We start from the raw sequence: 24206 nt of genomic DNA, 5'->3' as shown, positions 1-24206 counted from the left end.
TGTGCCCGCGTCACAGCTTGTTGACCGGCAGTTTCAGGAAAACATCGCCCTGTTCATCCGCCGGGGGCATCTGACCGGCCCGCATGTTGACCTGCAAAGACGGCAGGATCAGGCGCGGCATGGCCAGCGTGGCGTCCCGCGCGTCGCGCATTTCCACGAAGTCTTCGATGCTGCGCCCCTGTCCGATATGGACGTTCAGCGCCTTCTGCTCACCCACCGTCGTCTCCCACGCGTATTCGTCGCGGCCCGGGGCCTTGTAATCATGCCCGACATAGATGCGAGTGTTGTCCGGCAGCGACAGTATCTTCTGGATCGACTGGAACAGCGTGGCCGACGATCCTCCGGGAAAATCGCAGCGCGCTGTGCCGAAATCGGGCATGAACAGCGTGTCACCAACAAATGCCGCATCGCCAATCACATAGGTCATGCAGGCCGGTGTATGGCCGGGGGTGTGCAGCACGTCGCCCCGCATCTGGCCGATGTGAAAACTGTCGCCTTCCTTGAACAGCGCGTCAAACTGGCTGCCATCGCGCTGAAATTCGGTTCCTTCGTTGAAAACCTTGCCAAACGTGTCCTGCACGGTGACGATCTGATCGCCAATCCCGATCTTGCCGCCCAGCTCCTGTTGCAGGTAGGGGGCCGCCGACAGGTGGTCGGCATGGACATGGCTTTCCAAAATCCACTCGACCTTAAGGTCCTGCGCGCGCACAAAATCGATGATCTTGTCCGCCGAGGTTGTCGACGTCCGCCCCGAGGCATGGTCGAAATCCAGTACGCTGTCGATGATGGCACAGGCCCGTCCCTGAGGTTCATGAACCACGTAGGAAACCGTAAAGGTCTGCTCGTCAAAAAACGCTTTCACTTTCGGTGTCATGATCTTCTCCGTTTCGGTCACGCATATCATATATGTGAATTGGAATGTGATGCAATATCGAACCTGAATTTGATGCCGGTCAAAGCAACCGCTGAAATCCTGGCTTAATCTTTAACCTATCCGCGTCAGATTGCCGAAACTTCGACCATGGCAGGCAATTTCCCGCACAAGGCTACGATATTATCTGCGGGTCGTAATCCCGTTACGTATATTGGGGATACTGGCGCCACTTGGGAGGATAGTTATGACACCGACTGGTCTTTATTCCGAAGCCGAGCAGCTTGAACGTAAGCTTGTGAACGCGGGTCTGGAAACGCGTTTGGCGCTTCAGCCGAGTGTGAGTAAGATTGTTGACCGGATGCGGCAGCAGGGGATGGAGGTGCCTTCGCGCCTGCGTCGTCTGGATGCGGCCTTGTGCGAAGATGCGATTGAAGCGCAGTTTGATAACTTGCCGGTGTGAACCGGATGGTCATCCAAGGGAAATCCCGAGGATGACCAGCATCAATCCAAGCACCGACAGAAACAGCGAGGCCAGGTTCCAGGGCAAGACCCCCTGAACCACCGCGCGCAGCTCGTCATCCGACAGACCGGCCTTGCGCGCCCGCATCACGCGAAGAATGCACCAGACCAGACCGGCAAGCCCGGCCACAGACAGGGCTGCACCGCCCCAGGTGATGAATTCAAACATGGTTCCCCGCATATCCTCGTGACCTGATCACGCGCTTAACGGATCGGTTGGGGTCATACAAGTGCGCCAGCCCATTGGGTGCTTGCGACCCGGGCGGCAGCACTGTATCCGGCATTCCACACCAGGGTTTCAGCCTCTGGGGCAGGCGCGTATCGAAGGTGCTCCCGTTGATCGGGCTACCGCCGTTCACCGCTGGCCGCAGGCTGTCCTCTTCTGGTTGCAGGTCCATAACCGGGAACAAAAAAGATGAGCATGTCTGAAGAAGCAGAAGCAAATTACAAGGTCACCGCGGGCGAGCTGCGCCAGTTTGTGGAACGTATCGAGCGCCTTGAGATGGAAAAGAAAGACATCGCCGACCAGATCAAAGAGGTCTACGCCGAAAGCAAGTCGCGTGGTTATGACGTAAAGGCCCTGCGCAGCATCATCTCGCTCAGAAAAAGGGACAAGGATGACATCGCCGAGCAAGAGGCCGTCATCGAAATGTACAAAGAAGCGCTGGGTATGACCTAAGCCCGACCGCCATGAAACGATCTATGGCTCTGGAATGGGTTCAATGCCCTGAAAGAGCCACTGGCCCAAGGGATGCAACGGGGGCGCGCAGCGGGTCCCCTTTGCCAAGCGCGTGGTACGACCACGCACAGCGCTTGACGCTTCCGGGCTGTATCGAACCTCCCATTAACCAAACGCGCACCACTAAAGTCTCAGACACACCAATGGCCAAAGACGCCGGAACGCCCAAACCCTTCCGGATAAAAGCGCGCTTTTTCGCAGGAATATGAAGGATGGTGCTGCTGGAGAGAATTGAACTCTCGACCTCTCCCTTACCAAGGGAGTGCTCTACCTCTGAGCTACAGCAGCGCTGTGGGCGGGTGATTAGACTCAAACGAAACGCGGCGCAAGGGTGTCTGGACGGTTTTTTTCGCCTCCTGTAGAGAAAGATCATGACGGATAAAAATTCACCCAAAAAACAAGGTAAACCCGGCGATGCGCGCGAGGCGCGGCTGAAGGCGGCGCTCAAGGCCAACATGACGCGTCGCAAGGCGCAGGCCAAGGCGCGCGCGGCCGCGGGGGACAAGCCTGACAAGGACGAGGGATAAGAGCAGATGGATTCGATTCTGGTAACGGGCAACGGCCCGCTGAACGGTCAGATACCGATTGCGGGGGCCAAGAATGCGTGCCTGACGCTGATGCCCGCAACATTGTTAAGCGAAGAACCGCTGACGCTGACCAATGCGCCGCGGCTGAGCGATATCAAGACCATGACTGCGCTGCTGCAATCGCTGGGGGCCGAGGTGTCGTCGCTGCAAGACGGTCAGGTGATTGCAATGTCCAGCCACAGCCTGACCAGCCAGACCGCCGATTATGACATCGTGCGCAAGATGCGTGCGTCTAATCTTGTGCTGGGCCCCTTGCTGGCGCGGTTCGGGCAGGCGGTCGTGTCACTGCCGGGCGGTTGTGCGATCGGCGCCCGTCCGATGGACCTGCATGTCGAAGGGCTCGAGGCGCTGGGCGCCGAGATTGAGCTGAAGGACGGCTATCTGCACGCCAAGGCTCCGGGTGGTCTGAAAGGGGCCGTGCATCAGATGCGCTTTGCCTCGGTCGGGGCCACCGAAAACATCGTCATGGCCGCCACGCTGGCCAAGGGCACCACGGTGCTCAAGAACGCCGCGCGCGAGCCCGAGATCGTCGATCTGGTTGAATGCCTGCGCAAGATGGGTGCCCAGATTTTCGGCGAAGGTACCCCGACCATCGAAATTCAGGGCGTCGACCGGCTGCACGGGGCCACACATCAGGTTGTCACCGACCGGATCGAGCTGGGCACCTATATGCTGGCCCCGGCGATTTGCGGTGGCGAGGTCGAACTGCTGGGCGGTCGCATGTCACTGGTCGAATCCTTTGCGGCCAAACTGGATGCGGCAGGTGTCAGCGTTTCGGAAACCGCAGGCGGCCTGAAAGTGGCCCGCAAAAACGGGCGCGTGCGCGCGGTGGATGTGGTGACTGAACCTTTCCCCGGCTTCCCGACCGACCTGCAGGCGCAGATGATGGCCCTGATGTGCACGGCTGAGGGCACCTCGGTTCTCGAAGAACGCATTTTCGAAAACCGTTTCATGCACGCCCCCGAACTGGTGCGCATGGGCGCGCATATCGAGGTGCATGGTGGCACCGCCACGGTGACCGGCGTCGAGCGACTGAAAGGCGCACCGGTGATGGCGACTGACCTGCGGGCTTCGGTCTCGCTGATTCTGGCAGGGCTTGCGGCAGAAGGGGAAACAACGGTCAGCCGGGTCTATCATCTGGACCGCGGATATGAACATGTGGTGCGCAAGCTGGAAGGCGTGGGTGCAAAGATTGAACGGATCAAGGGCCAATGACAGACGCAAGTTTTGAAGACGGGCGCGAGGCGCCGCTAAATCTGGGGGCCGAGGATGCAGATGACCTTCAGGTGATCTCGACCCTCGCGCAGGATGCCGTGTTTCCGGTGACCGAGATGAGGTGGCAACCGGCGCAGCGCCGCTTTGGCCTGCTGCTGAACCGCTTTCGCTGGGAAGACAAGGATGCCGCCGCCCGCCGCGACCGCCCGTTTGAACGGGTGCAGTCGGTGCTGGTCTTCGGTTCGGTTCTCTCGGTGTCCAGTCAGGGCATTGATCGCGGTGACACCGACATGATCATGTCGCTGATGTCGGTCGTTTTCGAACCCGGCGAGGATGGCGCGGGCCATGTCCTGCTGACGCTGGCCGGTGATGGCGCGATCCGCCTGACGGTCGAGGCGCTGGATGCCACCCTCAAGGACGTCACGCGCCCTTATCAGGCCCCCTCCGGTCAGGCCCCGTATCATCCCGAATAGATGCAGAACAAGCGCGGCATATCTCAGGCGTTTTCGAAGGTGCCCGAAGGTGTCACTCTGCGTCGCGCCACCGTTTTCGACGTTTTCGACATCAGTCGGGTTCTGATCCGTTCGATCACGCAGCTCTGCGGGGCCGATCATCAGGGTGACCCGCAGGCCATCGCGCAATGGACCGATAACAAGGACCCGGCCTCGATCCGGGGCTGGATCAAAACTGGATCGCAGATCTGGCTGGCTGAACGGGCCGGGCAGGTGGCCGCCGTAGGCGGTTTGTTGGAAACCGGAGAGATCACTCTGCTTTACATCGACCCGGATCATAAGGGCTGTGGTCTGGGGGCGGCGGTTTTGAATCGGCTGGAACGGGAACTGGTCGCGGCGGGATGTTCCTCAGCCTCGCTTGAGGCAACAAAAACCGCGCAGGATTTCTATCTGCGCCACGGCTGGCAGGCTACCGGCCGGTGCTGCGGCCACGGGGATCTGTCCTGCTTTGCCATGCACAAATCGCTGCACCCCGTGGGCTGAGGGTTGAGGCCGCGCGCTCCGGGCGATATGTCCCAATGCGCAACGCCCGGAGTGCCAGATCATGCCCGTTTTCCTTGATACCAAATCGCCCGACTTCGAACCCGCCTTCCGGACCCTGCTCTCGGCCAAGCGCGAGGACAGCCCGGATGTGGATGCGGTTGTGGCGCAGATCATCGACGACGTGCGTAACCGGGGCGATGCGGCGGTTATCGAACTGACGGCCAAATTCGACCGGCTGACGCTGACGCCCGAAACGCTGGCCTTCAGCGCGCAGGAGATCGCAGAAGCGGTGGCGCTGGTCGGGGCCGAAGATCGCACGGCGCTGGAACTGGCTGCTTCCCGTATCCGGGCCTATCACGAAAGGCAATTGCCCGAGGATCAGGAATGGACGGATGCGACGGGCGCAACACTCGGCTGGCGCTGGTCTGCCGTCTCGGCCGCGGGGCTTTACGTGCCGGGTGGGCTGGCATCGTACCCGTCATCGGTGCTGATGAACGCCATCCCGGCCAAAGTGGCCGGTGTGGAACGGCTGGCAATCGTGGTGCCCACGCCCGACGGGCAGGTGAACCCGCTGGTGCTGCTGGCGGCACAGCTGTCGGGTGTGGACGAGGTCTATCGCATCGGTGGCGCGCAGGCCGTGGCGGCGCTGGCCTATGGCACCGACACCATCGCGCCGGTCGACAAGATCACCGGACCGGGCAACGCCTTTGTCGCCGCCGCCAAGCGGCGCGTCTTTGGCAAGGTCGGCATCGACATGATTGCCGGCCCCTCGGAAATTCTGGTCATCGCCGACAAGGACAATGAGCCTGACTGGATTGCGCTGGACCTGCTCAGCCAGGCCGAACATGACGAAAGCGCGCAGTCGATCCTGATCACTGACGACGCGGCATTCGGCCAGTCCGTCGCGCAGGCGGTCGAAAAACGGCTGGAAACCCTGCAACGCCGTGCCATCGCCGGGGCCAGCTGGCGCGACTACGGCGCGGTGATCACTGTGCGCAACCTAGACGAGGCCGCAGCCCTGTCCAACCGCATTGCCCCGGAACATCTGGAACTATGCGTGGCCGACCCGCGCGCGTTGAGCAAAAAAACCATCCACGCCGGAGCCATCTTTCTGGGTCAGTACACACCCGAAGCCATCGGCGACTACGTCGGTGGACCCAACCACGTGTTGCCCACCGCCCGCTCGGCACGGTTTTCGTCGGGCCTCAGCGTGATGGACTTCCTCAAGCGCACCACGCTCAGCCAGATGACCCCCGAAGCCCTGCGTGCCATCGGCCCTGCCGCCGAACAGCTGGCGCGCTCGGAAAGCCTCGAGGCGCATGGCCTCTCGGTCACCGCGCGCCTGAACCGCCTGAATGGCTGAAATGACGCAAAGACCGGGCGCATATGGCGTTTCTGTGCGTTGCCCGTTGAATATCATTGTTATAGGTCTGTGCTGACGCAAGGAATGTGACTGTAAAGATGACCCGCATCTCGCATATCGAACTGGATGATAGAAATCTGCCGCCGCCAACGCCCGAGATCGAGCAGGAGCGCAAGGTCGCCATCTATGATCTGCTGGAAGAAAACAGCTTCTCGCTGCCCAAACGCGACGACCGCGTTGTGCCCGAGGGCCCCTATCGCCTCCAGCTTTCGATCCGCGACAAACGGCTTGTCTTCGACATTGAAACCGAGGCCAACGAAAAAGCGGCCGAGTTTCATCTGTCGCTCGGTCCCTTCCGGCAGGTGGTCAAGGATTACTTCCAGATCTGCGAAAGCTATTTTGACGCGGTGAAATCGCTGCCGCCCAGCCAGATCGAAACCATCGACATGGCCCGCCGGGGTATCCACAACGAAGGCAGCCGCGTGTTGCAGGAACGGCTGGAAGGCAAGGCAGATGTCGACACCGACACCGCCCGCCGCCTGTTCACGCTGATCTGCGTTCTGCATTTTGGGGGCTGACGCGTGAAGCCTCTGCCGCAGTCGGTCTTGTTCTGTTGCGACCACAACGCGGTTCGGTCCCCAATGGCCGAGGGGCTGATGAAGAAATTCTATGGCACCGGCACCTATGTCCAGTCCGCCGGTGTGCATAACGATCTGGAAATCGACGGCTTCAGCATCGCTGTCTGCCACGAGGTCGGCGTGGAACTGTCCCGCCACCGCTCGCGCTCCTTCGACGAGATGCAGGAATGGGGCGACGACCTCAGCTCGTTCGATCTGGTCGTGGCGCTTTCACCCGCCAGCCAGCGGCAGGCGCTGGAACTGACCCGTGTTTTTCACCTCGATGTCGATTATTGGCCAATAATGGACCCTACCGGGATGGGCGAGACCCGCGAACAAAAGCTACATCACTACCGACAGACCCGCGACCAGATCATTCAGCATCTGAAAGACCGCTGGGGCGAACCAACGGAGGGGACATGAACCAGACCGTCAAAACCTATTTCGATGCCTTCAACGCCGGTGACGTCGATGGCATGCTGGCCTGCCTGTCCGATGACGTGGCCCATCACGTGAACGAAGGCCAGATTCGCGTCGGCAAGGACAAGTTCGCCGCCTTTTGCGCCCATATGAACCGCTGCTACCGCGAAAACCTGACCGACATCGTTGTGTTCGAGGCTCAGGGCGGCACCCGCGCTGCGGCCGAGTTCATCGTCAACGGCACCTATCTGGAAACCGACGAGGGCCTGCCCGACGCGCACGGCCAGACCTACCGCCTGCCTGCCGGGTCGTTCTTTGACCTCAGGGACGGCAAGATCACCCGCGTCACCACTTTCTATAACCTTGCAGACTGGACCAAACAGGTCTCGAATGGCTGACGTCAGTGACGTCCGCCCCCTGACCGGAGCGGCACTCGGGGCCGCTCTGGATGATGTCGCCCGCCTGCGGATCAGGGTATTTCACGCCTGGCCCTATCTCTATGACGGCGATCTGGAATACGAACGCAAATACCTGCAATCCTACCGCGACAGCGACCAGGCCATCGTGGTCGGCGCCTTCGATGGCGACCGCCTGATCGGCGCCTCGACCGGTGCGCCGCTGACCGACCACGCCGACGATTTCGCCGCGGCCTTCGCAGACACCGGGCTGGACCTGTCGCAGATCTTCTATTGCGCTGAATCCGTCCTGCTGCCGGACTATCGCGGGCAGGGCGTCGGCCACAAATTCTTCGACACGCGCGAGGGGCACGCCCGCGATCTGGGCTTTGCCAAATGCGCCTTTTGCAGCGTGCAACGCCCCACCGACCACCCCCTGCGCCCCGACCACTACCGCCCGCTGGACACCTTCTGGCGCGCCCGCGGATACAAGCCCTTACCCGGCGCAATCGCCCAATTCTCGTGGAAGGATATCGGGGAGGAGGGAGAAACGCCGAAGCCGTTGCAGTTCTGGATCAGGGAGCTGTGACCAAAATTTTGTCGTTATTAGTTGGCAGCGAATGAAGACGATATTGGTGAGTGTGCCCAAAAACCAACAGCCATAGAATGCGGAATCCGGTTGTTGATTTGGCGTTTAAGTGCATTGAAGAACGTGAAACAAATTGAAGGACCAGAATTGCTGGGGCATGAAGAAAATAGGAGTCAACGATTTGATTTATCGCGCAACATCCGCACTGTTTGTTTTATTAACGTTTGCAGCATGCACCCCTCAGGGGCCAAGTCGAGATGAGGTTTGGGAAACCATAGAAGGCTGTGATGGTAATGAGCGGTGTGCATTCGCAACATTGGTGACCAACGAATACAACAAAATTGCGGGTAAGCCTCTGGGGCAAGGAGTTTCTGTGAGAGGAGCGAAAACGGACGGTAAAGTCGTATCACTTGCAGTCAATGTTCCTGAACGCATCAAAACTGAACCGACAAGGGATGGCAGAACAGCGGAACAACAGTTGGCTTACTCTGTCAAAAAGGATCTTTGTGGTAAGAAAGATACTCGGCGGTTTTTCGAAATAGGCGGTGAGCTTGAATTTTCAACTTACCTTCCGACAGGAGAGCGTTTTTCAAAAAGCACTGTGGATTCCTGCTAAATTAACACAGGCTAGTTGCTCAGTGAGACCAGGGAGAAAACTCGGTTCAGTTGCCGCGCTGTGCCTCGTTGGAAAAAGGACGCATTAGCGCATCTGGTGGTGCGACCAAACTATACAGCCCGGGGCGGTATCAACCAGTGTCTAGCGAAAATGTTACTCAAGGGGACCCCATCAATGAAAGTCGCAACCGCCGCATATGATCTCGACTGGCTCGACAGCTGGGCGCAGTACGAGGACAAGCTGGACCGATGGGTTGCCGAAGCTGCCGGGCAGGGGGCCGGGCTGCTGGTGTTCCCCGAATACGGCGCGATGGAGGTGTCGACGCTCGATGGTGCCGAGGTGGCGGGTGATCTCGAACGCTCGATCCGCGCGGTTTCGGACCGGTTCGAGGATGTACAAAATTTGCACTCGCGCCTCGCAAGTGCGTACAAAACGTACATTCTGGGCGCATCGGCCCCGGTTGTGGATGGGTCCGGCCGCCCGGTGAACCGCGCCGCGTTCTACGCACCGGACGGTGGCCGCGACCATCAGGACAAGCAGATCATGACCCGCTTTGAACGCGAGGACTGGGACATCGCGCCGGGTGGTCCGCTCAAGCTGTTCGACACCGCGCTGGGCAAAATCGGTGTTCTGATCTGTTATGACAGCGAGTTTCCCCTGCTGGGCCGCGCACTCAGCGATGCGGATATGATCCTTGTACCGTCCTGCACCGAAGCGCTGTCAGGGTATTGGCGTGTTCGCATCGGGGCAATGTCAAGAGCATTGGAAAATCAATGCGTTACGGTTATGTCGTCACTGGTCGGAGCCAACGACTGGTCCGAGGCAGTGGACATGAACACCGGCATGGGCGGCGTTTTCGGCCCGCCGGACAAGGGGTTTCCGGCCACCGGAGTGCTGGCCGAGGGCGCTCTGAACCAGCCCGGCTGGACCTATGCGGATGTCGACCTGTCCGCCATCGCCGAGGTCCGCGCCGATGGCCATGTGCTGAACCGGACCCATTGGCCAGAGCAGGACGCCCGAGTCGAAACGGTCACATTATCCACCCTTTAGATGAATCCGCCCTTGAAATAAGGGAAAAATAGGCTCATTTAAGCGCACATCCCCGCAGATTCTGCGGGCGCAACCTAATGATGGAGACAACATGGCCAAGGAAGATACGCTCGAATTTCCCGGTGTCGTGAAGGAACTCCTGCCTAATGCGACGTTTCGGGTCGAGCTGGAAAACGGCCATGAAATCATCGCACATACGGCAGGAAAGATGCGCAAGAACCGCATCCGTGTTCTGGCCGGCGACAAGGTTCAGGTCGAGATGACCCCCTATGATCTGACCAAGGGTCGGATCAACTACCGCTTCAAATAACGCCTGCCGAGATGGCGTTTATCCTTGGATCGGGCAGCCCAAGGCGGCTGGACCTGCTGGCGCAGCTTGGCGTGCAGCCCGACGCCATCCGCCCCCCTGACATAGACGAAACACCGCTGAAGGGTGAGCTTCCTGTTCCGTATTGCAGCCGCATTACGCGTGAAAAAGTAAAGGCAGTTCAATCGGATAGCGACGACATCACGCTTTGCGCGGACACGACTGTTGCACTGGGGCGGCGTATTCTGGGCAAGCCCGAGGACGAAGGTCAGGCCGCAGGGTTCCTGTACGCTTTGTCCGGTCGCCGCCACCGGGTGATCACTTCGGTCGCCGTTCGGCGCGGGGATCGCATCCTGCAACGCGATGTCGTCTCGCAGGTCAAGGTCAAACGCCTGTCTGACGTTGAAATCAACGCTTATCTGGCGACCGGTGATTGGCAGGGCAAAGCCGGGGCCTACGCGATCCAGGGCCCTGCTGGCGCATTCATCCCATGGATTTCGGGCTCGTTCACTGGCATCGTGGGGCTGCCCCTGTCCGAGACCGCCGCCTTGCTGCAAGGGATCGGCTACCCACTATATCGCGAGGCATCATGAAAGGTCGCACCATCGTTCTGGACCATATCCAAGGCCGCGAGGCCGCGGCATTGATGGTCGACGGAAAGCTTGATGATCTCCTGATTGCCGCCGACGCGCCGGCACCCGGCACCATCTATCGTGCCCGCGCCGATCGACCGGTCAAGGGGCAGGGCGGCATGTTCCTGACGACACCCGACGGCCCGGCTTTTCTTCGACAGGTCAAAGGGTTAGCGCCGGGTGCCACGCTTCTGGTGCAGGTGGGCGGATATGCCGAGCCCGGCAAGGCCATCCCTGTAACCAACCGCATCCTGTTTAAAAGCCGCTTTGCCATTGTCACACCCGACGCGCCGGGCCTGAACATCTCGCGCAGCATCAAGGATGAAGACAAGCGCGATCAACTGCTTGAAATCGCGCATGAACAAATGGGCGACAGCCCCTACGGGTTGATCCTCCGCTCCTGCTGCATGGATGCGGATGCCGGTGACATTGCCGACGACATTTCGGCCATGCTTGCGCAAGCTGAACAAGTGATGACGGACGAGGGCTCCGACGTCGAATTGCTGAGCGAAGGTGACAGCCCGCATATCCTCGCATGGCGCGACTGGACCGATCCTGCCGAGGTTGTGACGAAAACCGGCAGTTTTGGAACTCATGGTGTGCTGGATGCGCTGGATGTCGCCCGTGGCATTTCCGAACCTCTCCCCGGAGGCGGATATCTATTTATCGAACCGACCCGCGCATTGGTGGCCGTTGACGTGAACACAGGCGCGGATACGTCGCTGGCGGCCGGAACAAAAGCCAACTTCGCTTGTGCCAAAGCTTTGCCACGTGCATTGCGTGTGCGCGGGCTGGCAGGGCAGATCACACTGGATCTGGCTCCGATGCCCAAGAAAGACCGCCGAGGGTTCGAATCCGCCCTGCGTGCGGCCTTCAAGTCGGACCCGGACGAGACGATACTGGCGGGATGGACACCTCTGGGGCATTTCGAGTTGCAGCGCAAACGCAGCCGGTTACCTGTCGCAGAGATCCTGAAATGAGCTGTCCGATCTGCGGAGAAGAAACGCAAAAGAAGTTCCGCCCGTTCTGTTCGAAACGCTGCGCAGACATTGATCTGGCCAAGTGGCTGAACGGCTCTTACGCGGTCCCGTCTCAGCGCGAAGACGACCCTGAGTCCGAGGCCGAGGCGGACGAACACAATACAATGCGACCGCACTGAAAAAATGTAAAAAAGCCTCTGGACACTGCCGGTAGCAAGTCATAGAACGCCTCCACCCAACGACAAATGTCGTTCCCGTGCCCGGGTAGCTCAGGGGTAGAGCAGTGGATTGAAAATCCTCGTGTCGGTGGTTCGATTCCGCCCCCGGGCACCATTTAAGCCAAAGAAATGAGCGATGGGTATCAAACGCTTCGCGTTCGATGTTTGGGCCTTTGGCTCGTCTGCAAGATGCCTGACCGAAAGAGTCCAGATTTGCGTGAAGGTGCCAAATGACCCATAGCATTGGACAACAGGTTGCCGTCTAAAGCCTAGCACTCTGTCATCTTTTTCCGTTCCGGAATTGTGGAATTGAAAAGCAAGGCGCTTGCTCGGGTGGGCTCTGAACAGACGGCTCGGTGCACCGAGTGGAGCGGAATATCCGCGATCGATCGGTTTGCGCCCGGCGAACCGCCAGGGAGTGCAAGATCAGGTCACACGTGTGCGTTGATCCTCGATCCCCATCGAGATTAACGAAGGTTCTTCGCGTTGGATGGTCTGAAAGCTTGCTTTGTCCTGCATCTTATCCCAATTGCTCAGGATCAGGCACTGCGCGACGGCTCCGCCCAGTGTGGTTCCCGGTCCAGTGACGATGAACATATCGGGTGCAAACTCTTTCGCGGCTTGTGATACGGCCTTTGTGAAATCATAGGTTTCGGTCACCTGATGACCCAAGGTGTAGTCCCAAAGCGCGTCCAGATCACAGGCGCCGGGCCACCAGATCTGACCGCGGCCATCTATCATGGGCAGATTGGGTTGTCGGAACAGATCTGCGGCAAGGCGGGTGCGACCGACTTCGGCAACTGGGCGTTGCAGGTGTGAATGAAACCCTGCGTGATTGGCCAGCCGCATCGGAAAGCGTTCCTGCACCACAGGCACCTTGTTTTCAAAGGCAGATAACCCAGCTTCATCCCCGGCCAGAACCAACATCCCGCCCAGATCAATTGACAGGGTGAGGGTCGCGCCAGTGCCGTCAATCTCAGCGACCAGAGCCAGCAGTTCGGCCTTGCGTGCCGGGTTCGGCTGCCAGTCGGCATCCATGAAAGGATAGATCAACTGGCCGCCTATCAGGCTCTGCTGCATGAGTGTTCCCATGGTGTTGACCACCTCGAACCCAGCCTCGGCGGTCAAGGCACCCCCGCAGGCCAGGGCCGAATACCAACCCATCGAGTTTCCGGTCACAGCCACCACGTCGACCTTTTCCGGATCAATGGCACGAAAATCGCCCAGCGTCGCGGAATAGATCAGGGCCGAGGCATTGTCTCCGCGCGTGTGCTTTGCCACGGAATACCGGGGCGCGCCGTCCAGTTCGCTTAGGGTTTCCTGACCCTGCGCGCGGCGCATGTCGTCGAAATGTGCCAGCAGGGCCTTGTCGGTAAAATGCCGGCCGAGAACCCCCAATTCGGGTTTGTTATAGGTGCCGCGTCCCGGACAGATGACAACAGCGGTTTGTTTCACAGACCTCATTTGCCCGTCTCCATCAGGGATCTTGCTGCGGCCTCGATGCTGTCTTTCGATGGCATGGTCGCGGCATAGGCCGGGCCGGTGGCGATAAAGCTGTCTTCGGCGGTAATACGGGCCATCGGCACATCAGTGGTTTCGTGGAAATGGGCCATCAGGGCCTCGGCCACGCCGCCGTGATGCCGGGTTTCATCGACGATCAATATCCGCTTGGCACCGCTTACGGCCCGGGTCAGCGCGTCTTTGGGCAGCGGCGACAACCAGCGCGTATCAATGATCCGGGTTTTTATCCCGTCGGCCTCCAGCGGTTTGCGCGCCTGATGGCTGAGGTAGACGCCATTGCCAAAGGTTACGATCGCCAGATCGTCGCCGTCGCCATCCACGCCAACCTCGCCGAAACCGATCCTTTCAGATGGGTCGGGGTAGGTGTGCATCCAGCCGGAGTCTCCGGCTTCGTGCAAGTCCCGCATCGGGTAGAGCGCGATGGGTTCCAGAAACACGACCAGCCGCTGTTCTTCACGCGCAAGGCGAACGCATTCACGCAGCATCCGCGCGGCGTCGGCACCGTTCGATGGGCAGGCCAGGATCAGCCCCGGAATGTCGCGCAATACAGCGACCGAGTTGTCATTGTGGAAATGTCCTCCAAAACCCTTTTGATACCCCAACCCGGCGATGCGCACGACCATCGGGTTGGTGTACTGACCGTTCGAGAAGAAGGGCAGGGTGGCCGCTTCTCCGCGCAACTGGTCTTCGGCGTTGTGAAGATAGGCCAGGAACTGGATTTCCGGCATGGGTGTAAACCCGTTTTGGGCCATCCCGATCGCAAGGCCCAGAATCGACTGTTCGTCCAGCAGCGTGTCGATCATCCGGTCGGGTCCGAAACGGGCCTGAAGCTTTTGCGTCACGCCATAGACACCGCCTTTGCGCCCGACATCTTCGCCCATCATCACGATCTCACCGTGTTCAAGCATCAGGTCGCTCAGGGCCCAGTTGATCAGGCGCGACATGATCTGGGGTTCAGCATGTGCTTTGAGGTCGCCGCCGAATACTTCAGCCCGATGTTCGGGTGTCGGGCCATTGGTCGGGGCGCAGGGGCGTGCGGGCGGGATCAGGCTGGCCATCACGTCACCCGCGGTTTTCAGGCGAGGGCGGGTAATCGCCTTGTCGGCGACGCGGGCGACGCGGTCGCAGGTGTCGGTGTATACCTTCAGGCCGTCATCCGGTTGCATCGCACCCGATTGTTCCAGCAGGCGGACGGAGTGCAGCAGGGGGTCGTTCGCCTCTTCGGCTTCGACCTCGGATTTTGGCATGTAGGTGGTGGGCATGTCCGCCCCGGCGTGGCCATACAGGCGCACCGTGCGGATGTGCAGAAATGCGGGTTTCTTACGGCTGCGGACATAGGCGGCGGCTTCTTGTGCGACACGGTAGGTTTCGAAAATATCGAGCCCGTCACACGTGAAGTACTTCAGTCCCGGTCGATGAGAGAATGTTGCGGCAATCCAGCCTTGTGGTGTCTTGGTCGAAATTCCGATCCCGTTGTCCTCACAGCAGAACAGCAGTGGCAGGGGAACCGACTGGTAAGACGTCCACTGCGCGGTGTTGAATGCGCCTTGCGCGGTGGAATGGTTGGCCGAGGCATCACCAAAGGAACAGTAGACGATGGCGTCGTCCGGCATTTCTGCATGTTCGGGTTTGTGACGGCGGGCTGCCCCGATTGCATAAGCCGCGCCGACAGCTTTGGGCAGGTGGCTGGCAATGGTCGAGGTCTGCGGCGGGATGCAAAGCGCCTTTGACCCCAACACCTTGTGCCGCCCACCGCTGATCGGATCATCAGAGGATGAAGCGAAGGACAACAGAATATCCCATGTCGGGCTCTGCCCCGGCACCTGATCGGACCGGGCGATCTGAAAAGCGGCGTCGCGGTAATGTAGAAAAGCAGGGTCCGTCGGGCGCAAGGCTGCCGCCACGGCGGCCATCCCTTCGTGACCAGAGGAGCCGATGGTATAGAATCCCTGGCCCGCTTTCTGCATTGCCCGGCTTTGGCGGTCCAATGCACGGCTGAGACATTGCGCGCGATATAGCCCGACTGCTTCGGACGCTGTCAGTGGGCCAGACGGCGTCGCGCCAGCGGGGAAATCCCGTGCCGCAACCCGGCGCAGGAAGTTGTCATGCACAATGGTTGCGCGATCCATTTTTGTCGTCCTCAGGCGAAGGCTTGCAGGCCCGTTTGTGCGCGACCCAAGATCAAGGCATGAACATCATGCGTGCCTTCATAGGTGTTCACGGTTTCCAGATTCACCATGTGGCGGATCACGTGGAAATCCTGGCTGATGCCATTACCGCCGTGCATGTCACGTGCGTGGCGGGCGACCTCAAGTGCCTTGCCGCAATTGTTGCGCTTGATCAGACTGATCATCTCGGGTGCTGCGCGGGCTTCGTCCATCAGACGACCCACGCGCAGAGCGGCCTGAAGGCCCAAGGCGATTTCGGTCTGCATGTTCGCAAGCTTCAGCTGGAACAGCTGCGTTTGCGCCAAAGGGCGACCGAACTGTTTTCGGTCCAGACCGTATTGCCGCGCGGCGTGCCAGCAGGCCTCGGCTGCACCCATCGATCCCCAGGCGATACCGTATCGTGCGCGGTTCAGGCAGCCAAACGGCCCTTTCAGACCTTCGACACCCGGCAACAGAGCATCTTCCCCGACCTCGACATTGTTCATCACGATCTCACCCGTGATCGAGGCGCGCAGCGACAGTTTGCCTTCGATCTTCGGAGCTGAAAGACCGGGTGTACCTTTTTCAAGAACGAAACCCTTGATCTTGCCGTCATGCGCGTCTGATTTGGCCCAGACAACAAACACGTCAGCAATGGGCGCGTTCGAAATCCACATCTTTGACCCGTTGAGGACATAGCCCCCATCAGTCTTTTTCGCGACGGTTTTCATGCCGCCGGGGTCCGAACCTGCATCGGGCTCGGTCAGGCCAAAGCAGCCAATAGACTCCCCGCTGGCCAGTTTCGGAAGGTATTTCCGGCGCTGTTCATCCGTTCCGTAGGCATAGATCGGATACATGACGAGGCTGGACTGCACCGACATCATCGAGCGGTAACCGCTGTCGACCCGTTCCACTTCGCGTGCGACCAGACCGTAAGTGACATAGCTGGCACCGATGCCGCCGAATTCTTCGGGGATAGTCGTGCCCAGAAGGCCCATTTGACCCATCTCGCGAAAGATTTCGGGGTCTGTTTCTTCATTGGCGAAAGCCTGAGTTACACGGGGCAGCAGTTTGTCCTGCGCGTAGGCGTTGGCCGCATCGCGCACCATGCGTTCGTCTTCGGCCAACTGGTCTTCCAGCAGAAAAGGGTCATCCCAAGTGAAAGGGCCAAGCTGGGGGCGGGATTGTGGTTTCATGAGAGTTTCCTTTCTACAGCGGCTTTGAGACGTGCAAGCCCCGCTGCAATTGTATCTTGGGCATAAGCAAAGCTCAGGCGAAAATGTCCGGGCAACCCGAAGGCGCGACCGGGAACCAGAGCGACACCGGCATCTTCCAACAACCAGGTGCAGAAGTCAGCGTCATTTTTGAACGGTCCTCCCTGATCCTCAAGCAGTCCGGCGCAGGAAGGAAAGGCGTAAAACGCCCCGTCGGGAGCCGCGCAGCGCAACCCCGGAACCGTGTTCAACCCTGCAACCACCAGATCACGGCGTTCGGAAAAAATGACCCGGCGTTCTTCCAACAGGTCCGGGCTGCCGGTCAGCGCCGCAAGCGAGGCCCATTGTGCAATCGAACAGGCGCCCGATGTAACCTGCCCCTGAACGGCCACCATCGCCTTGATCAACTCGACCGGCCCGATCCCCCAGCCGATGCGCCAACCGGTCATGGACCATGCTTTGGCGACACCGTCGACGATCAGCAGACGGTCGGCAAGGTCAGGGGCCGCCTCGGCCACTGAAACAAACGGAGTGAAGCTGAGATGGCGATAAATCTCATCCGCAAGAACCCAGACCTGTGGATGCCGAGACAGAACAGATGCGAGGGCGGCAATTTCATTCTGCGTATAGATTGCCCCCGACGGGTTCGACGGCGTGTTGAGCATCAGCCAGCGCGTGCGCGGTGTGATTGCGGCCTCTAACTGTTCCGGCAGAAGCTTGAATCCCTGATCCATCGGGCATGGCAGAATGACGGGCGTCCCACCCGCCATCCGCACAATGTCAGAATAGCTGGTCCAGTAGGGCGCGGGCATGATGACCTCGTCGCCGGGGTTCAGGCTGGCCAGCATCGCATTGGCAATCACCTGCTTGGCACCGGTGGACACAATGACCTGAGCCACTTCGGCTTTGGCCTGCCGGGCAGCTTCGGCGCGCAGGTCGGGCACCCCGGCCGTCGGCGGGTATTTCGTCTTGCCGTCCAGCGCTGCCGCGTGGGCAGCTTCGACCACATGGGGCGGGGTCGGCAGGTCAGGTTCACCGGTCGACAGCGCCAGAACATCGCGCCCTTCCGAACGCAAGCGTGCGGCGGCCTCGGATATCTGCACGATTTCGGACAATTCGATACCGTTTAGTCGGTTTGCGCGGTGAAACACTGTCAATCTTCCTCTGGAGGTGACTGAGGTTCTATCTGCAAAGTAACTTGATAAAAATACGCTGTTTTGTATCGTTTCTGTGACTAAAACTCATAAGTGATATGCCCAGAATCAGCTCCCTCCCGTCTTTTGCCCTCATGCGCAGCTTCGAGGCTGCCGCGCGCCACGAAAGCTATACCATGGCAGCAGAGGAGCTTGGTGTGACGCAGGGCGCGGTTAGCCGCCAGGTGCGTGAACTTGAGGCTGCGCTGGGGGTGACGCTGTTTCGCCGGGTCGGGCGTGCCGTTCGCTTGTCGAAAGCGGGTCGCGCTTTGTTTGAAGAACTTGCAGGCGACCTAGAGCGGCTGAACGGTACGATCAATCGTGCGATCGCGGCCGGTGACGGTGCGTCGTTGCTGACCTTGGCGGTCCTGCCCACCTTTGCTACACGGTGGCTGGTTCCAAGACTGCCGGATTTCAAGCACCTGCATCCGGGGATCGAACTGGATTTGCATTCCTACACAACACCGTTCAGCCTGGAAGAGCGGCGCGTGGACCTTGCCATTCACTTTGGCCACGAAGACTGGCCCGGTGCGCGGCTACGCAAGCTGTTCCCGGAAAAACTTGTCGTGGCAGCCGCGCCCGTGTTGTTGGGCGACCAACGGCCTTTCGAGGAACAGCATGTGTTCGATCTGCCGCTGTTGCATCTGACCTCACGGCCCGGGCTATGGTCCGAGTATCATGCCAGCCTTGGGCTTGACGCCAGAGCGGTTTTTCCAGGGATGCGCTTTGATCAGTTCTCGATGCTGATCGAAGGCGCAGTTGCAGGGCTTGGGGCTGCGATTTTGCCGTCCTACCTGATCGAGGCCGAGTTGGCGTCGGGCGCGCTGGTCCAGACCGGGCAATTGGTGAATGCCTCGGGCAGCGCATATTTCATTGCAACGCCGACCGGGCAGAGGAACGAAGCCGTACAAGCATTTGCGGACTGGATCATCCGGCAAACGAAAAGGCATTTGTAAGGGTGCGGGCGCGACAGAAGGGTTACAGCATCCGGATGCCCTGCATGGTCTGGATGATTGCCAGATCCTGCTCGTAAAGCTCTGTAAATGCGTCAACGATGTCTGCGTTCCAGCCGGGCAGATCAAGTTCTTCTTCGACCTCATCGGGCCGGGCATAGTCTTCCAAAACCAGCGCAAGGTCTTCGCGTTGAGCGTCCTTGTCGAGGCCGACGCCGCCCCGCACGATGTCCAGAACATGCTGTTGACCGGTTTCAGTCAGAAGCGACGACAGCAACGCATATTCATCCACTAGAGGAGCGTCACCGGGCAGGCCCGCCATTGCGCGCGTGATATCCCCCAGAATCAGTGGCAAATGTTCGTTCTTCCACAAAGTGAGCTGCACCTGAGGTGCAAGATCGCGCAGATCTTCGATCATACTCAACCAGCTCAGGCAACTCAGATCGGTGCTGGTCAGAATCTCCTGCCGGTGATCTTCATGGATCGACATAAGGACCTTGGGTATGAAAAAACCGGGGTTCACCAGACCGACAAATATTTCGACCTGAGCATCGTCCAGCAAGGTCTGCACATAGGCTGTCCGCTGCCCGGCAAAAGGGTAAATCTGTCCATGTTGCAGGGCAGAGCGTGTTGGGCCAAAGAACTTGTCGTTCGAGAGGATGACACGATCAACATTTGGATCATCCGGAAGAAGGGCGTGTAGCCCGTCCTGTGTTTCTGCATCAGACAAATCCTGAGCAAGGGCATCAGACAGAACCTTGACAAACTGACGTCCGCCGCGCGGTCCCAAGACCGCAGCACGGCAATCCGCTAAGGCCTGCTTGTTTGCCGAAAGCGAGGACAGCACTTGCCCTTCATCGGCGAAAACGACCCCGGCATGGATTACTACCTGCATCTTTTGTCCTTTTACCCTCAGGGGCTGTGTCCATCCCATTCTATGTCTTTGCGTCGCGTGAAAATCTGCAACGAACCAACCGTGCGGTTTCTGCACTTTCTCAGGAAATCGGGCAATCCCCAAGTTTGAGTTAAAAATGAGGGTTGCAGTCCTCTGTCGGACGAAGTAATCGACTGCCAGTGCCCCTATAGCTCAGCTGGTAGAGCAACTGATTTGTAATCAGTAGGTCCGCGGTTCGAGTCCGTGTGGGGGCACCACTATTTCACATAAAATCATTAAAATACAGCAGCTTAATTGAATTATCGATATCTTAGACCACCCTACGGTCCACCCAATATCCCTCCTTTACGCTGCTTTTTGCTTGGGCCAAAACGACACGCAGATTATTTCAGTCAGAAGTCGGAAGTTTACTGATGTCAGATTTTGGTCCGGGAGATATAGGTTCCGTTCTACAAGGGATTGGAGCGTTGGCGGGGACCTTTACGGTAGGATTTGCTGCTTGGCTAGCCTCCAATTCATTCGAGAATTGGCGAAAACAGAAACTCTCAGAAAGGCGGATGGATCAGGCGGAGCGTGTTCTGACGGCGACGTACAAGGCGCGGCGTGCTCTGGGTTTGGTCAGAAACCCAATGATTTGGGCGCATGAGTTGAACGCAGCGCAGGAATACTTGGAGAAACAGGATTATTGGGGGACAGTCGAAAGTGGAAGAAAGGACCGCCTGATTTCAGCGCAAGCCCGATACGACAGGTTGAACAGTGTTTCAAACGAGAGAAAGGCGATTGACGAGTGCCTTCCAATGGCACGTGCCTTGTTCGGGGAAAAAGTTGAAATGGCTTTAGAAACGCTCAACCGCCAATTCCATCTTATCAATGTCGCCATTGACGCAAATACTTGGGAGGGAAACGATCCGGAGTTTCAGCGTTCGTTGCGAGAGGACCTTTCTAGCAGCAGCGGTTCCGACAGACCGAACAAGATGAACACCTGTATTGAAGAGCAAGTGAATGCCATCGAAGAAATATGTCTGCCGGTCCTCCGCCTACAGGGTAAAGGATGACCGCTTTTTGGTGCAAGGAACGGGAATAGAATGAGCCACCGACTTTCGACTGCAATAAAGATTGGCGACTATGCCCATTCTATTCTTCGACAGGTGGAGGGTTTCCAGAAGGATGAATTGCTCTCACGTAACGATGAAGAAACACGAGTGCATATCGGGATTGAGCCAATGCTTTTGGCTCTTTCAATGGAGTTTGCCCTGAAGGCTTGGTACGTCTTCGATTATGACGATCCGAACGCAAAACGAGAACACAACCTTCTAAACCTCTTTGAGGCCTTGAAAGAAGAGAGCAAAGACAGGCTTGACGCGGAATTCAGAAGATCAGTAGCACCGTTTCATCCTGATGTTCACGATATGGAATATGGCATTCGAGATGTGTTGGATCATCATGCCGATGCCTTTGTTGAATGGCGCTATCTGCATGAACGAAAAAGATCGCTAAGTTTCGACATAAGCACCTTTACTGCAACTCTTAATATGGTCCTAACAGAATTCAGGAAGCGTTACCGCACGGAGAGAGTGGAGCCGATCTGGCATTCCTCTTGGCCGGGCTAGATAACGGAGTCCAGTCCAGTGATCACCGGGCGCAAATTTTCCGAGATAACGTTCAGGATTTCCCTTTCCCAAACCGCCGATGGAACGAGGCCAAACGGTCTAGGTCGCGGGTGTTCTTCGTTAGTCCGTGCAAGGTATTGTAAACGACGTTGATTTGGTTGTCCGCCAATCTTGGCGAAATCTCGAATGCTAGTTTTGCGGCCAGATCAAAGTCCTTTAGCTGCCCGAAGGTGTTTTCAAGAGTGAGGGCTCCTGCTGCGCCCCGGTTGTTTTCCAACCATTTGACTACTTCAACAACCCGCTCTTCTCGCCCCTGCGCAAGCAACTGGCGAAAGATGGCAGTTTTCATTTTTGGAGGGACCTCCCTACCTAGTATCTCCGCTGTGTGTCCCGGATGCCAATCCATTCGTGTGATAAAAATCGCCAACCTCTCAGATTGGTCGGCATCACAGCTAAATGGTACGTTCTTGAAAAAGACTAACGCCTCGCCAACAGAAACGCTGTTTGAAGCAACCAATCTCGCAAACACTGCTTCTATCGCAGCGACATCCACATCACGATATTGTCCTAACTGCATTGCAGCCGCGTATGTTTTCTCAAAGTTGACTTTGTTGAGCCAGTAGTTGTCTAAGGCGAAAGAGGTGCCGAATTTAGCTATCAGGTTCCCTAAATCATCCTTCAATTTTGGTTCCCAATCTAACTCCAGCCGCTCCACGCAGGCTTCATCTATCGGACAATCCAAGGCTCCCAGTAAACCAAAAAATTCTTCGAAAAATCGATATGTAAGATCATCTTGCCATACCGAGAATTCTGTCAACAGGCGGGATGTAAACGCAGCAGGGATAGGTTGTTTAAGACGATTGAACTCCAGCACCGGCTCCAAGAGGGCCTTGAACAAATACTCCTGGGTCAGTTTGGCAGGTTCGTCATATCGACGCGCATAGTACGGGCCATTTGACGTAACCTCATCAATGAAATCGGTGATCAAAGCAACGCGATGATCTACCACTTCAGGGCTAACAAGCATGGATTTTGCTCGACGTTCAGCGTTCCTGAAAGTCCGCATTTGCTCGTCAGTCATTATGGCTCCGAGATAGTCGACCTCCAACGGGAGCAGAAATTCAATGTCTTGTCCTCTAAGGTCCACGCCAGTCAAATCTGCTCGCCGATACAAAATCTCGGGTTCAATACCTGCAATTTTCGCAAGTTCTTTTAGGTTACCGGTATTCGCGTCTAAAACGCGCTCCACGGCTTCAAGTGCGATTGTCAGTGATAGAGATTGCGACGTCACAGATAGTCATCTCCGCATATGGGTCACTTGCGATATTGCCGACCACTAAACCTTCTTTCAAAATCGCTTCCTTTAGAACTTCAACGGCTGTGGTTAGTTTGGCTTGTTTGTGGGAACTAAACTCAAATCGCTTTTGTCTCTCGTTGTCTTTGTATTCGATGTCATAGATATCGATGTCTTCGCGCAAACAGCGAACTTGCACTCCCGCAACAGGATTTAGGTTGTTTGCATTGTCCTTTTCTCTCGCTTCTTGCGTTCTGCCGTCAACGATAGTGAGGCGAGGATCATTGTGGGCATCGAAGACCGGACCGGCCAGCCGCTTGTTGTCAAGTTCGCGCCCATCTACAGACCAAGCATGGTTGCCCCTAATCATTTTCCAAAGTTCGTTATAGTGGCTGATAGACTGCTCAGAACTCGTGACTTGCTCATTCTGAATTTCGTGCGAACCATCAATTTCGGTGCTGGCCTTGGGTCCCAAAAGGCTAAGGCCAAGTTTGCCTCGGGCAGACGCGCCAGTCTTGGAACTGCCTTTGTAAATGACTGACTTTGGATTGAGCGGTTTTGGTGTGCGGACTGTGGAAGGATCAACCCGGAACGGTGCAGACTTTGGCAACACGAAAATAATGTCGCAACGCTTCACGGCGAGTTTAAATACGACCTTAGTGGACGCATCACCCCCAAGCCGCTCTTCATTGAATGTGACATTTGCATGTAGCGTAAATCGAGTAGGATCGTCTTCGTCTTGCGCAAACCAAGCGTTGACGCTCACCAACTGTTGCAAGCTGCGATGCGTGTTGTCTGTGTTTTCGCCCAATCGGTCGTCGTTGTCGGTCACTCAATCTACCTCGAAATCTAATTTGTGGCGTACCACGCTACCCAGCGCAGAACATCCGTTTAACGGGGCGGTCTAAGCCAAAGAAAAACAGAGATATTTGACAAGAAAAAAGTCGAAGTGTCATCAATTTCTTATTTACCAATTCTTCGTCATCACCGGGACGGAAATGTTGCAACAGTTGCAACTCACTCCTGCAGTTTCGCTGCCAAGAACCCAAACAACATGAAGGCTGGCCACAACAGAACAACGGTCGCCTTAGCGAGGATCAGAGCCGGGTCACCGGAGCGTTCTTGCTCCGATGCCTCAATATGCCATTCCAGTGCTATTTGATCTTCCGGAATGCGGATGGTTGGGCGCTCCCCGAACATGATCCATACCCTGCTCATCCAGCCATTTCGCCAACTCGCCAGAGATGTAACTGCTGCCGTTGT

The 24206-nt window shown here is 57.8% G+C and carries 30 protein-coding genes and 3 tRNA genes; 22 read left to right on the top strand and 11 right to left on the bottom strand.

What is annotated here, in order from left to right:
* Window positions 1–10: 10 nt before the first annotated feature.
* Window positions 11–874 carry an MBL fold metallo-hydrolase gene (locus tag ACR0AD_RS16165; RefSeq protein ID WP_209505774.1) on the bottom strand — a complete coding sequence of 288 codons (864 nt, stop codon included), beginning with the start codon at window positions 872–874 and terminating at the stop codon, window positions 11–13.
* A 244-nt stretch (window positions 875–1118) separates the two neighbouring features.
* Between ACR0AD_RS16165 and ACR0AD_RS16160 the strand changes: the two genes are divergently transcribed.
* A complete protein-coding gene (locus ACR0AD_RS16160; protein WP_209505776.1) occupies window positions 1119–1334 on the top strand; it encodes a hypothetical protein in 216 nt (71 codons plus the stop codon).
* 9 nt (window positions 1335–1343) lie between these two features.
* On the opposite strand, the gene ACR0AD_RS16155 is transcribed toward ACR0AD_RS16160, so the two are convergent.
* Window positions 1344–1562: a hypothetical protein gene (locus ACR0AD_RS16155; protein WP_209505778.1), complete on the bottom strand. Its 219-nt coding sequence runs from the start codon at window positions 1560–1562 to the stop codon at window positions 1344–1346.
* A 246-nt stretch (window positions 1563–1808) separates the two neighbouring features.
* On the opposite strand from ACR0AD_RS16155, the gene ACR0AD_RS16150 reads away from it, so the two are divergent.
* The gene (locus ACR0AD_RS16150; RefSeq protein ID WP_209505782.1) at window positions 1809–2072 is read left to right on the top strand and encodes a DUF2312 domain-containing protein; all 264 of its coding nucleotides are present in this window, start codon (window positions 1809–1811) and stop codon (window positions 2070–2072) included.
* A gap of 273 nt (window positions 2073–2345) precedes the next feature.
* Here the strand turns inward: ACR0AD_RS16150 and ACR0AD_RS16145 are convergent.
* Window positions 2346–2420 (bottom strand) — tRNA-Thr (locus ACR0AD_RS16145).
* An 83-nt stretch (window positions 2421–2503) separates the two neighbouring features.
* Between ACR0AD_RS16145 and ACR0AD_RS16140 the strand changes: the two genes are divergently transcribed.
* From ACR0AD_RS16140 to ACR0AD_RS16065, 16 genes are all read left to right on the top strand, one after another.
* Complete coding sequence (locus ACR0AD_RS16140) at window positions 2504–2659, top strand: hypothetical protein (protein ID WP_480488392.1); 156 nt, start codon at window positions 2504–2506, stop codon at window positions 2657–2659.
* 6 nt (window positions 2660–2665) lie between these two features.
* A complete protein-coding gene (gene murA, locus ACR0AD_RS16135) occupies window positions 2666–3934 on the top strand; it encodes a UDP-N-acetylglucosamine 1-carboxyvinyltransferase (protein ID WP_480488390.1) in 1269 nt (422 codons plus the stop codon).
* Window positions 3931–4407 (top strand): DUF2948 family protein, encoded by a 477-nt coding sequence (locus tag ACR0AD_RS16130; RefSeq protein ID WP_480488389.1) that lies wholly within the window; start codon window positions 3931–3933, stop codon window positions 4405–4407. Before murA ends, ACR0AD_RS16130 begins: the two co-directional genes overlap by 4 nt.
* Entirely contained in the window at window positions 4408–4929 is a 522-nt protein-coding gene (locus ACR0AD_RS16125; protein WP_480488386.1) for a GNAT family N-acetyltransferase, read from the top strand.
* A gap of 61 nt (window positions 4930–4990) precedes the next feature.
* Window positions 4991–6292 (top strand): histidinol dehydrogenase, encoded by a 1302-nt coding sequence (gene hisD / locus ACR0AD_RS16120; protein ID WP_480488384.1) that lies wholly within the window; start codon window positions 4991–4993, stop codon window positions 6290–6292.
* A 98-nt stretch (window positions 6293–6390) separates the two neighbouring features.
* Window positions 6391–6870, top strand: a complete 480-nt coding sequence (locus ACR0AD_RS16115; protein WP_171722821.1) for a UPF0262 family protein — start codon at window positions 6391–6393, stop codon at window positions 6868–6870.
* A gap of 3 nt (window positions 6871–6873) precedes the next feature.
* A complete protein-coding gene (locus tag ACR0AD_RS16110; protein WP_209505795.1) occupies window positions 6874–7332 on the top strand; it encodes an arsenate-mycothiol transferase ArsC in 459 nt (152 codons plus the stop codon).
* A complete protein-coding gene (locus tag ACR0AD_RS16105) occupies window positions 7329–7727 on the top strand; it encodes a ketosteroid isomerase-related protein (RefSeq protein ID WP_480488382.1) in 399 nt (132 codons plus the stop codon). Before ACR0AD_RS16110 ends, ACR0AD_RS16105 begins: the two co-directional genes overlap by 4 nt.
* Complete coding sequence (locus ACR0AD_RS16100) at window positions 7720–8313, top strand: GNAT family N-acetyltransferase (RefSeq protein WP_480488379.1); 594 nt, start codon at window positions 7720–7722, stop codon at window positions 8311–8313. Before ACR0AD_RS16105 ends, ACR0AD_RS16100 begins: the two co-directional genes overlap by 8 nt.
* Before the next feature lie 157 nt (window positions 8314–8470).
* A complete protein-coding gene (locus ACR0AD_RS16095; protein WP_480488378.1) occupies window positions 8471–8929 on the top strand; it encodes a hypothetical protein in 459 nt (152 codons plus the stop codon).
* A gap of 174 nt (window positions 8930–9103) precedes the next feature.
* Window positions 9104–9979 (top strand): carbon-nitrogen hydrolase family protein, encoded by an 876-nt coding sequence (locus ACR0AD_RS16090; protein WP_480488376.1) that lies wholly within the window; start codon window positions 9104–9106, stop codon window positions 9977–9979.
* A gap of 91 nt (window positions 9980–10070) precedes the next feature.
* The gene (gene infA / locus ACR0AD_RS16085; protein ID WP_005978431.1) at window positions 10071–10289 is read left to right on the top strand and encodes a translation initiation factor IF-1; all 219 of its coding nucleotides are present in this window, start codon (window positions 10071–10073) and stop codon (window positions 10287–10289) included.
* An 11-nt stretch (window positions 10290–10300) separates the two neighbouring features.
* Window positions 10301–10879: a Maf family protein gene (locus tag ACR0AD_RS16080; protein WP_480488374.1), complete on the top strand. Its 579-nt coding sequence runs from the start codon at window positions 10301–10303 to the stop codon at window positions 10877–10879.
* Window positions 10876–11898, top strand: coding sequence for a ribonuclease E/G (locus ACR0AD_RS16075; protein WP_480488372.1), 1023 nt, complete (start codon window positions 10876–10878; stop codon window positions 11896–11898). Before ACR0AD_RS16080 ends, ACR0AD_RS16075 begins: the two co-directional genes overlap by 4 nt.
* A complete protein-coding gene (locus ACR0AD_RS16070) occupies window positions 11895–12077 on the top strand; it encodes a DNA gyrase inhibitor YacG (RefSeq protein WP_480488370.1) in 183 nt (60 codons plus the stop codon). Before ACR0AD_RS16075 ends, ACR0AD_RS16070 begins: the two co-directional genes overlap by 4 nt.
* A gap of 79 nt (window positions 12078–12156) precedes the next feature.
* A tRNA-Phe gene (locus ACR0AD_RS16065) sits at window positions 12157–12231 on the top strand.
* 311 nt (window positions 12232–12542) lie between these two features.
* Here the strand turns inward: ACR0AD_RS16065 and ACR0AD_RS16060 are convergent.
* From ACR0AD_RS16060 to ACR0AD_RS16045, 4 genes are read right to left on the bottom strand one after another with little or no spacing between them, the layout of a single operon-like run.
* The gene (locus tag ACR0AD_RS16060) at window positions 12543–13571 is read right to left on the bottom strand and encodes an ACP S-malonyltransferase (RefSeq protein WP_480488519.1); all 1029 of its coding nucleotides are present in this window, start codon (window positions 13569–13571) and stop codon (window positions 12543–12545) included.
* A 5-nt stretch (window positions 13572–13576) separates the two neighbouring features.
* Window positions 13577–15766, bottom strand: a complete 2190-nt coding sequence (locus tag ACR0AD_RS16055) for a dehydrogenase E1 component subunit alpha/beta (protein ID WP_480488368.1) — start codon at window positions 15764–15766, stop codon at window positions 13577–13579.
* Between the two features lie 11 nt (window positions 15767–15777).
* Entirely contained in the window at window positions 15778–16980 is a 1203-nt protein-coding gene (locus ACR0AD_RS16050) for an acyl-CoA dehydrogenase (protein ID WP_209508024.1), read from the bottom strand.
* On the bottom strand, window positions 16977–18149 hold the full coding sequence (locus tag ACR0AD_RS16045) for a pyridoxal phosphate-dependent aminotransferase (protein ID WP_480488365.1): 1173 nt from the start codon (window positions 18147–18149) through the stop codon (window positions 16977–16979). Before ACR0AD_RS16045 ends, ACR0AD_RS16050 begins: the two co-directional genes overlap by 4 nt.
* 101 nt (window positions 18150–18250) lie before the next feature.
* Between ACR0AD_RS16045 and ACR0AD_RS16040 the strand changes: the two genes are divergently transcribed.
* Window positions 18251–19147: a LysR substrate-binding domain-containing protein gene (locus ACR0AD_RS16040; protein ID WP_480488363.1), complete on the top strand. Its 897-nt coding sequence runs from the start codon at window positions 18251–18253 to the stop codon at window positions 19145–19147.
* Window positions 19148–19169: 22 nt separating this feature from the next.
* Here the strand turns inward: ACR0AD_RS16040 and ACR0AD_RS16035 are convergent, their stop codons facing one another.
* Window positions 19170–20039, bottom strand: coding sequence for a hypothetical protein (locus ACR0AD_RS16035; RefSeq protein ID WP_480488361.1), 870 nt, complete (start codon window positions 20037–20039; stop codon window positions 19170–19172).
* A gap of 181 nt (window positions 20040–20220) precedes the next feature.
* Here ACR0AD_RS16035 and ACR0AD_RS16030 point away from each other — a divergent pair.
* The 3 genes from ACR0AD_RS16030 (at window position 20221) to ACR0AD_RS16020 (ending at window position 21649) form a co-directional block, all read left to right on the top strand.
* A tRNA-Thr gene (locus ACR0AD_RS16030) sits at window positions 20221–20296 on the top strand.
* Between the two features lie 156 nt (window positions 20297–20452).
* Complete coding sequence (locus tag ACR0AD_RS16025; protein WP_480488359.1) at window positions 20453–21094, top strand: hypothetical protein; 642 nt, start codon at window positions 20453–20455, stop codon at window positions 21092–21094.
* Window positions 21095–21124: 30 nt separating this feature from the next.
* Window positions 21125–21649, top strand: a complete 525-nt coding sequence (locus tag ACR0AD_RS16020) for a hypothetical protein (RefSeq protein WP_480488357.1) — start codon at window positions 21125–21127, stop codon at window positions 21647–21649.
* 52 nt (window positions 21650–21701) lie between these two features.
* Here the strand turns inward: ACR0AD_RS16020 and ACR0AD_RS16015 are convergent, their stop codons facing one another.
* The 3 genes from ACR0AD_RS16015 to ACR0AD_RS16005 form a co-directional block, all read right to left on the bottom strand.
* Window positions 21702–22940, bottom strand: coding sequence for a hypothetical protein (locus ACR0AD_RS16015; protein ID WP_480488355.1), 1239 nt, complete (start codon window positions 22938–22940; stop codon window positions 21702–21704).
* Window positions 22903–23775, bottom strand: a complete 873-nt coding sequence (locus ACR0AD_RS16010; RefSeq protein WP_480488353.1) for a hypothetical protein — start codon at window positions 23773–23775, stop codon at window positions 22903–22905. The genes ACR0AD_RS16015 and ACR0AD_RS16010 overlap by 38 nt, the downstream gene beginning before the upstream one ends.
* Before the next feature lie 185 nt (window positions 23776–23960).
* The coding region (locus ACR0AD_RS16005; protein WP_480488523.1) for a hypothetical protein at window positions 23961–24206 on the bottom strand (246 nt) is incomplete at its 5' end.

The sequence above is a fragment of the Ruegeria sp. BH8 genome, assembly GCF_056538065.1.
Note: the sequence above shows the minus strand (reverse complement) of the source record. Positions and strands in the feature narration are given on the sequence as shown.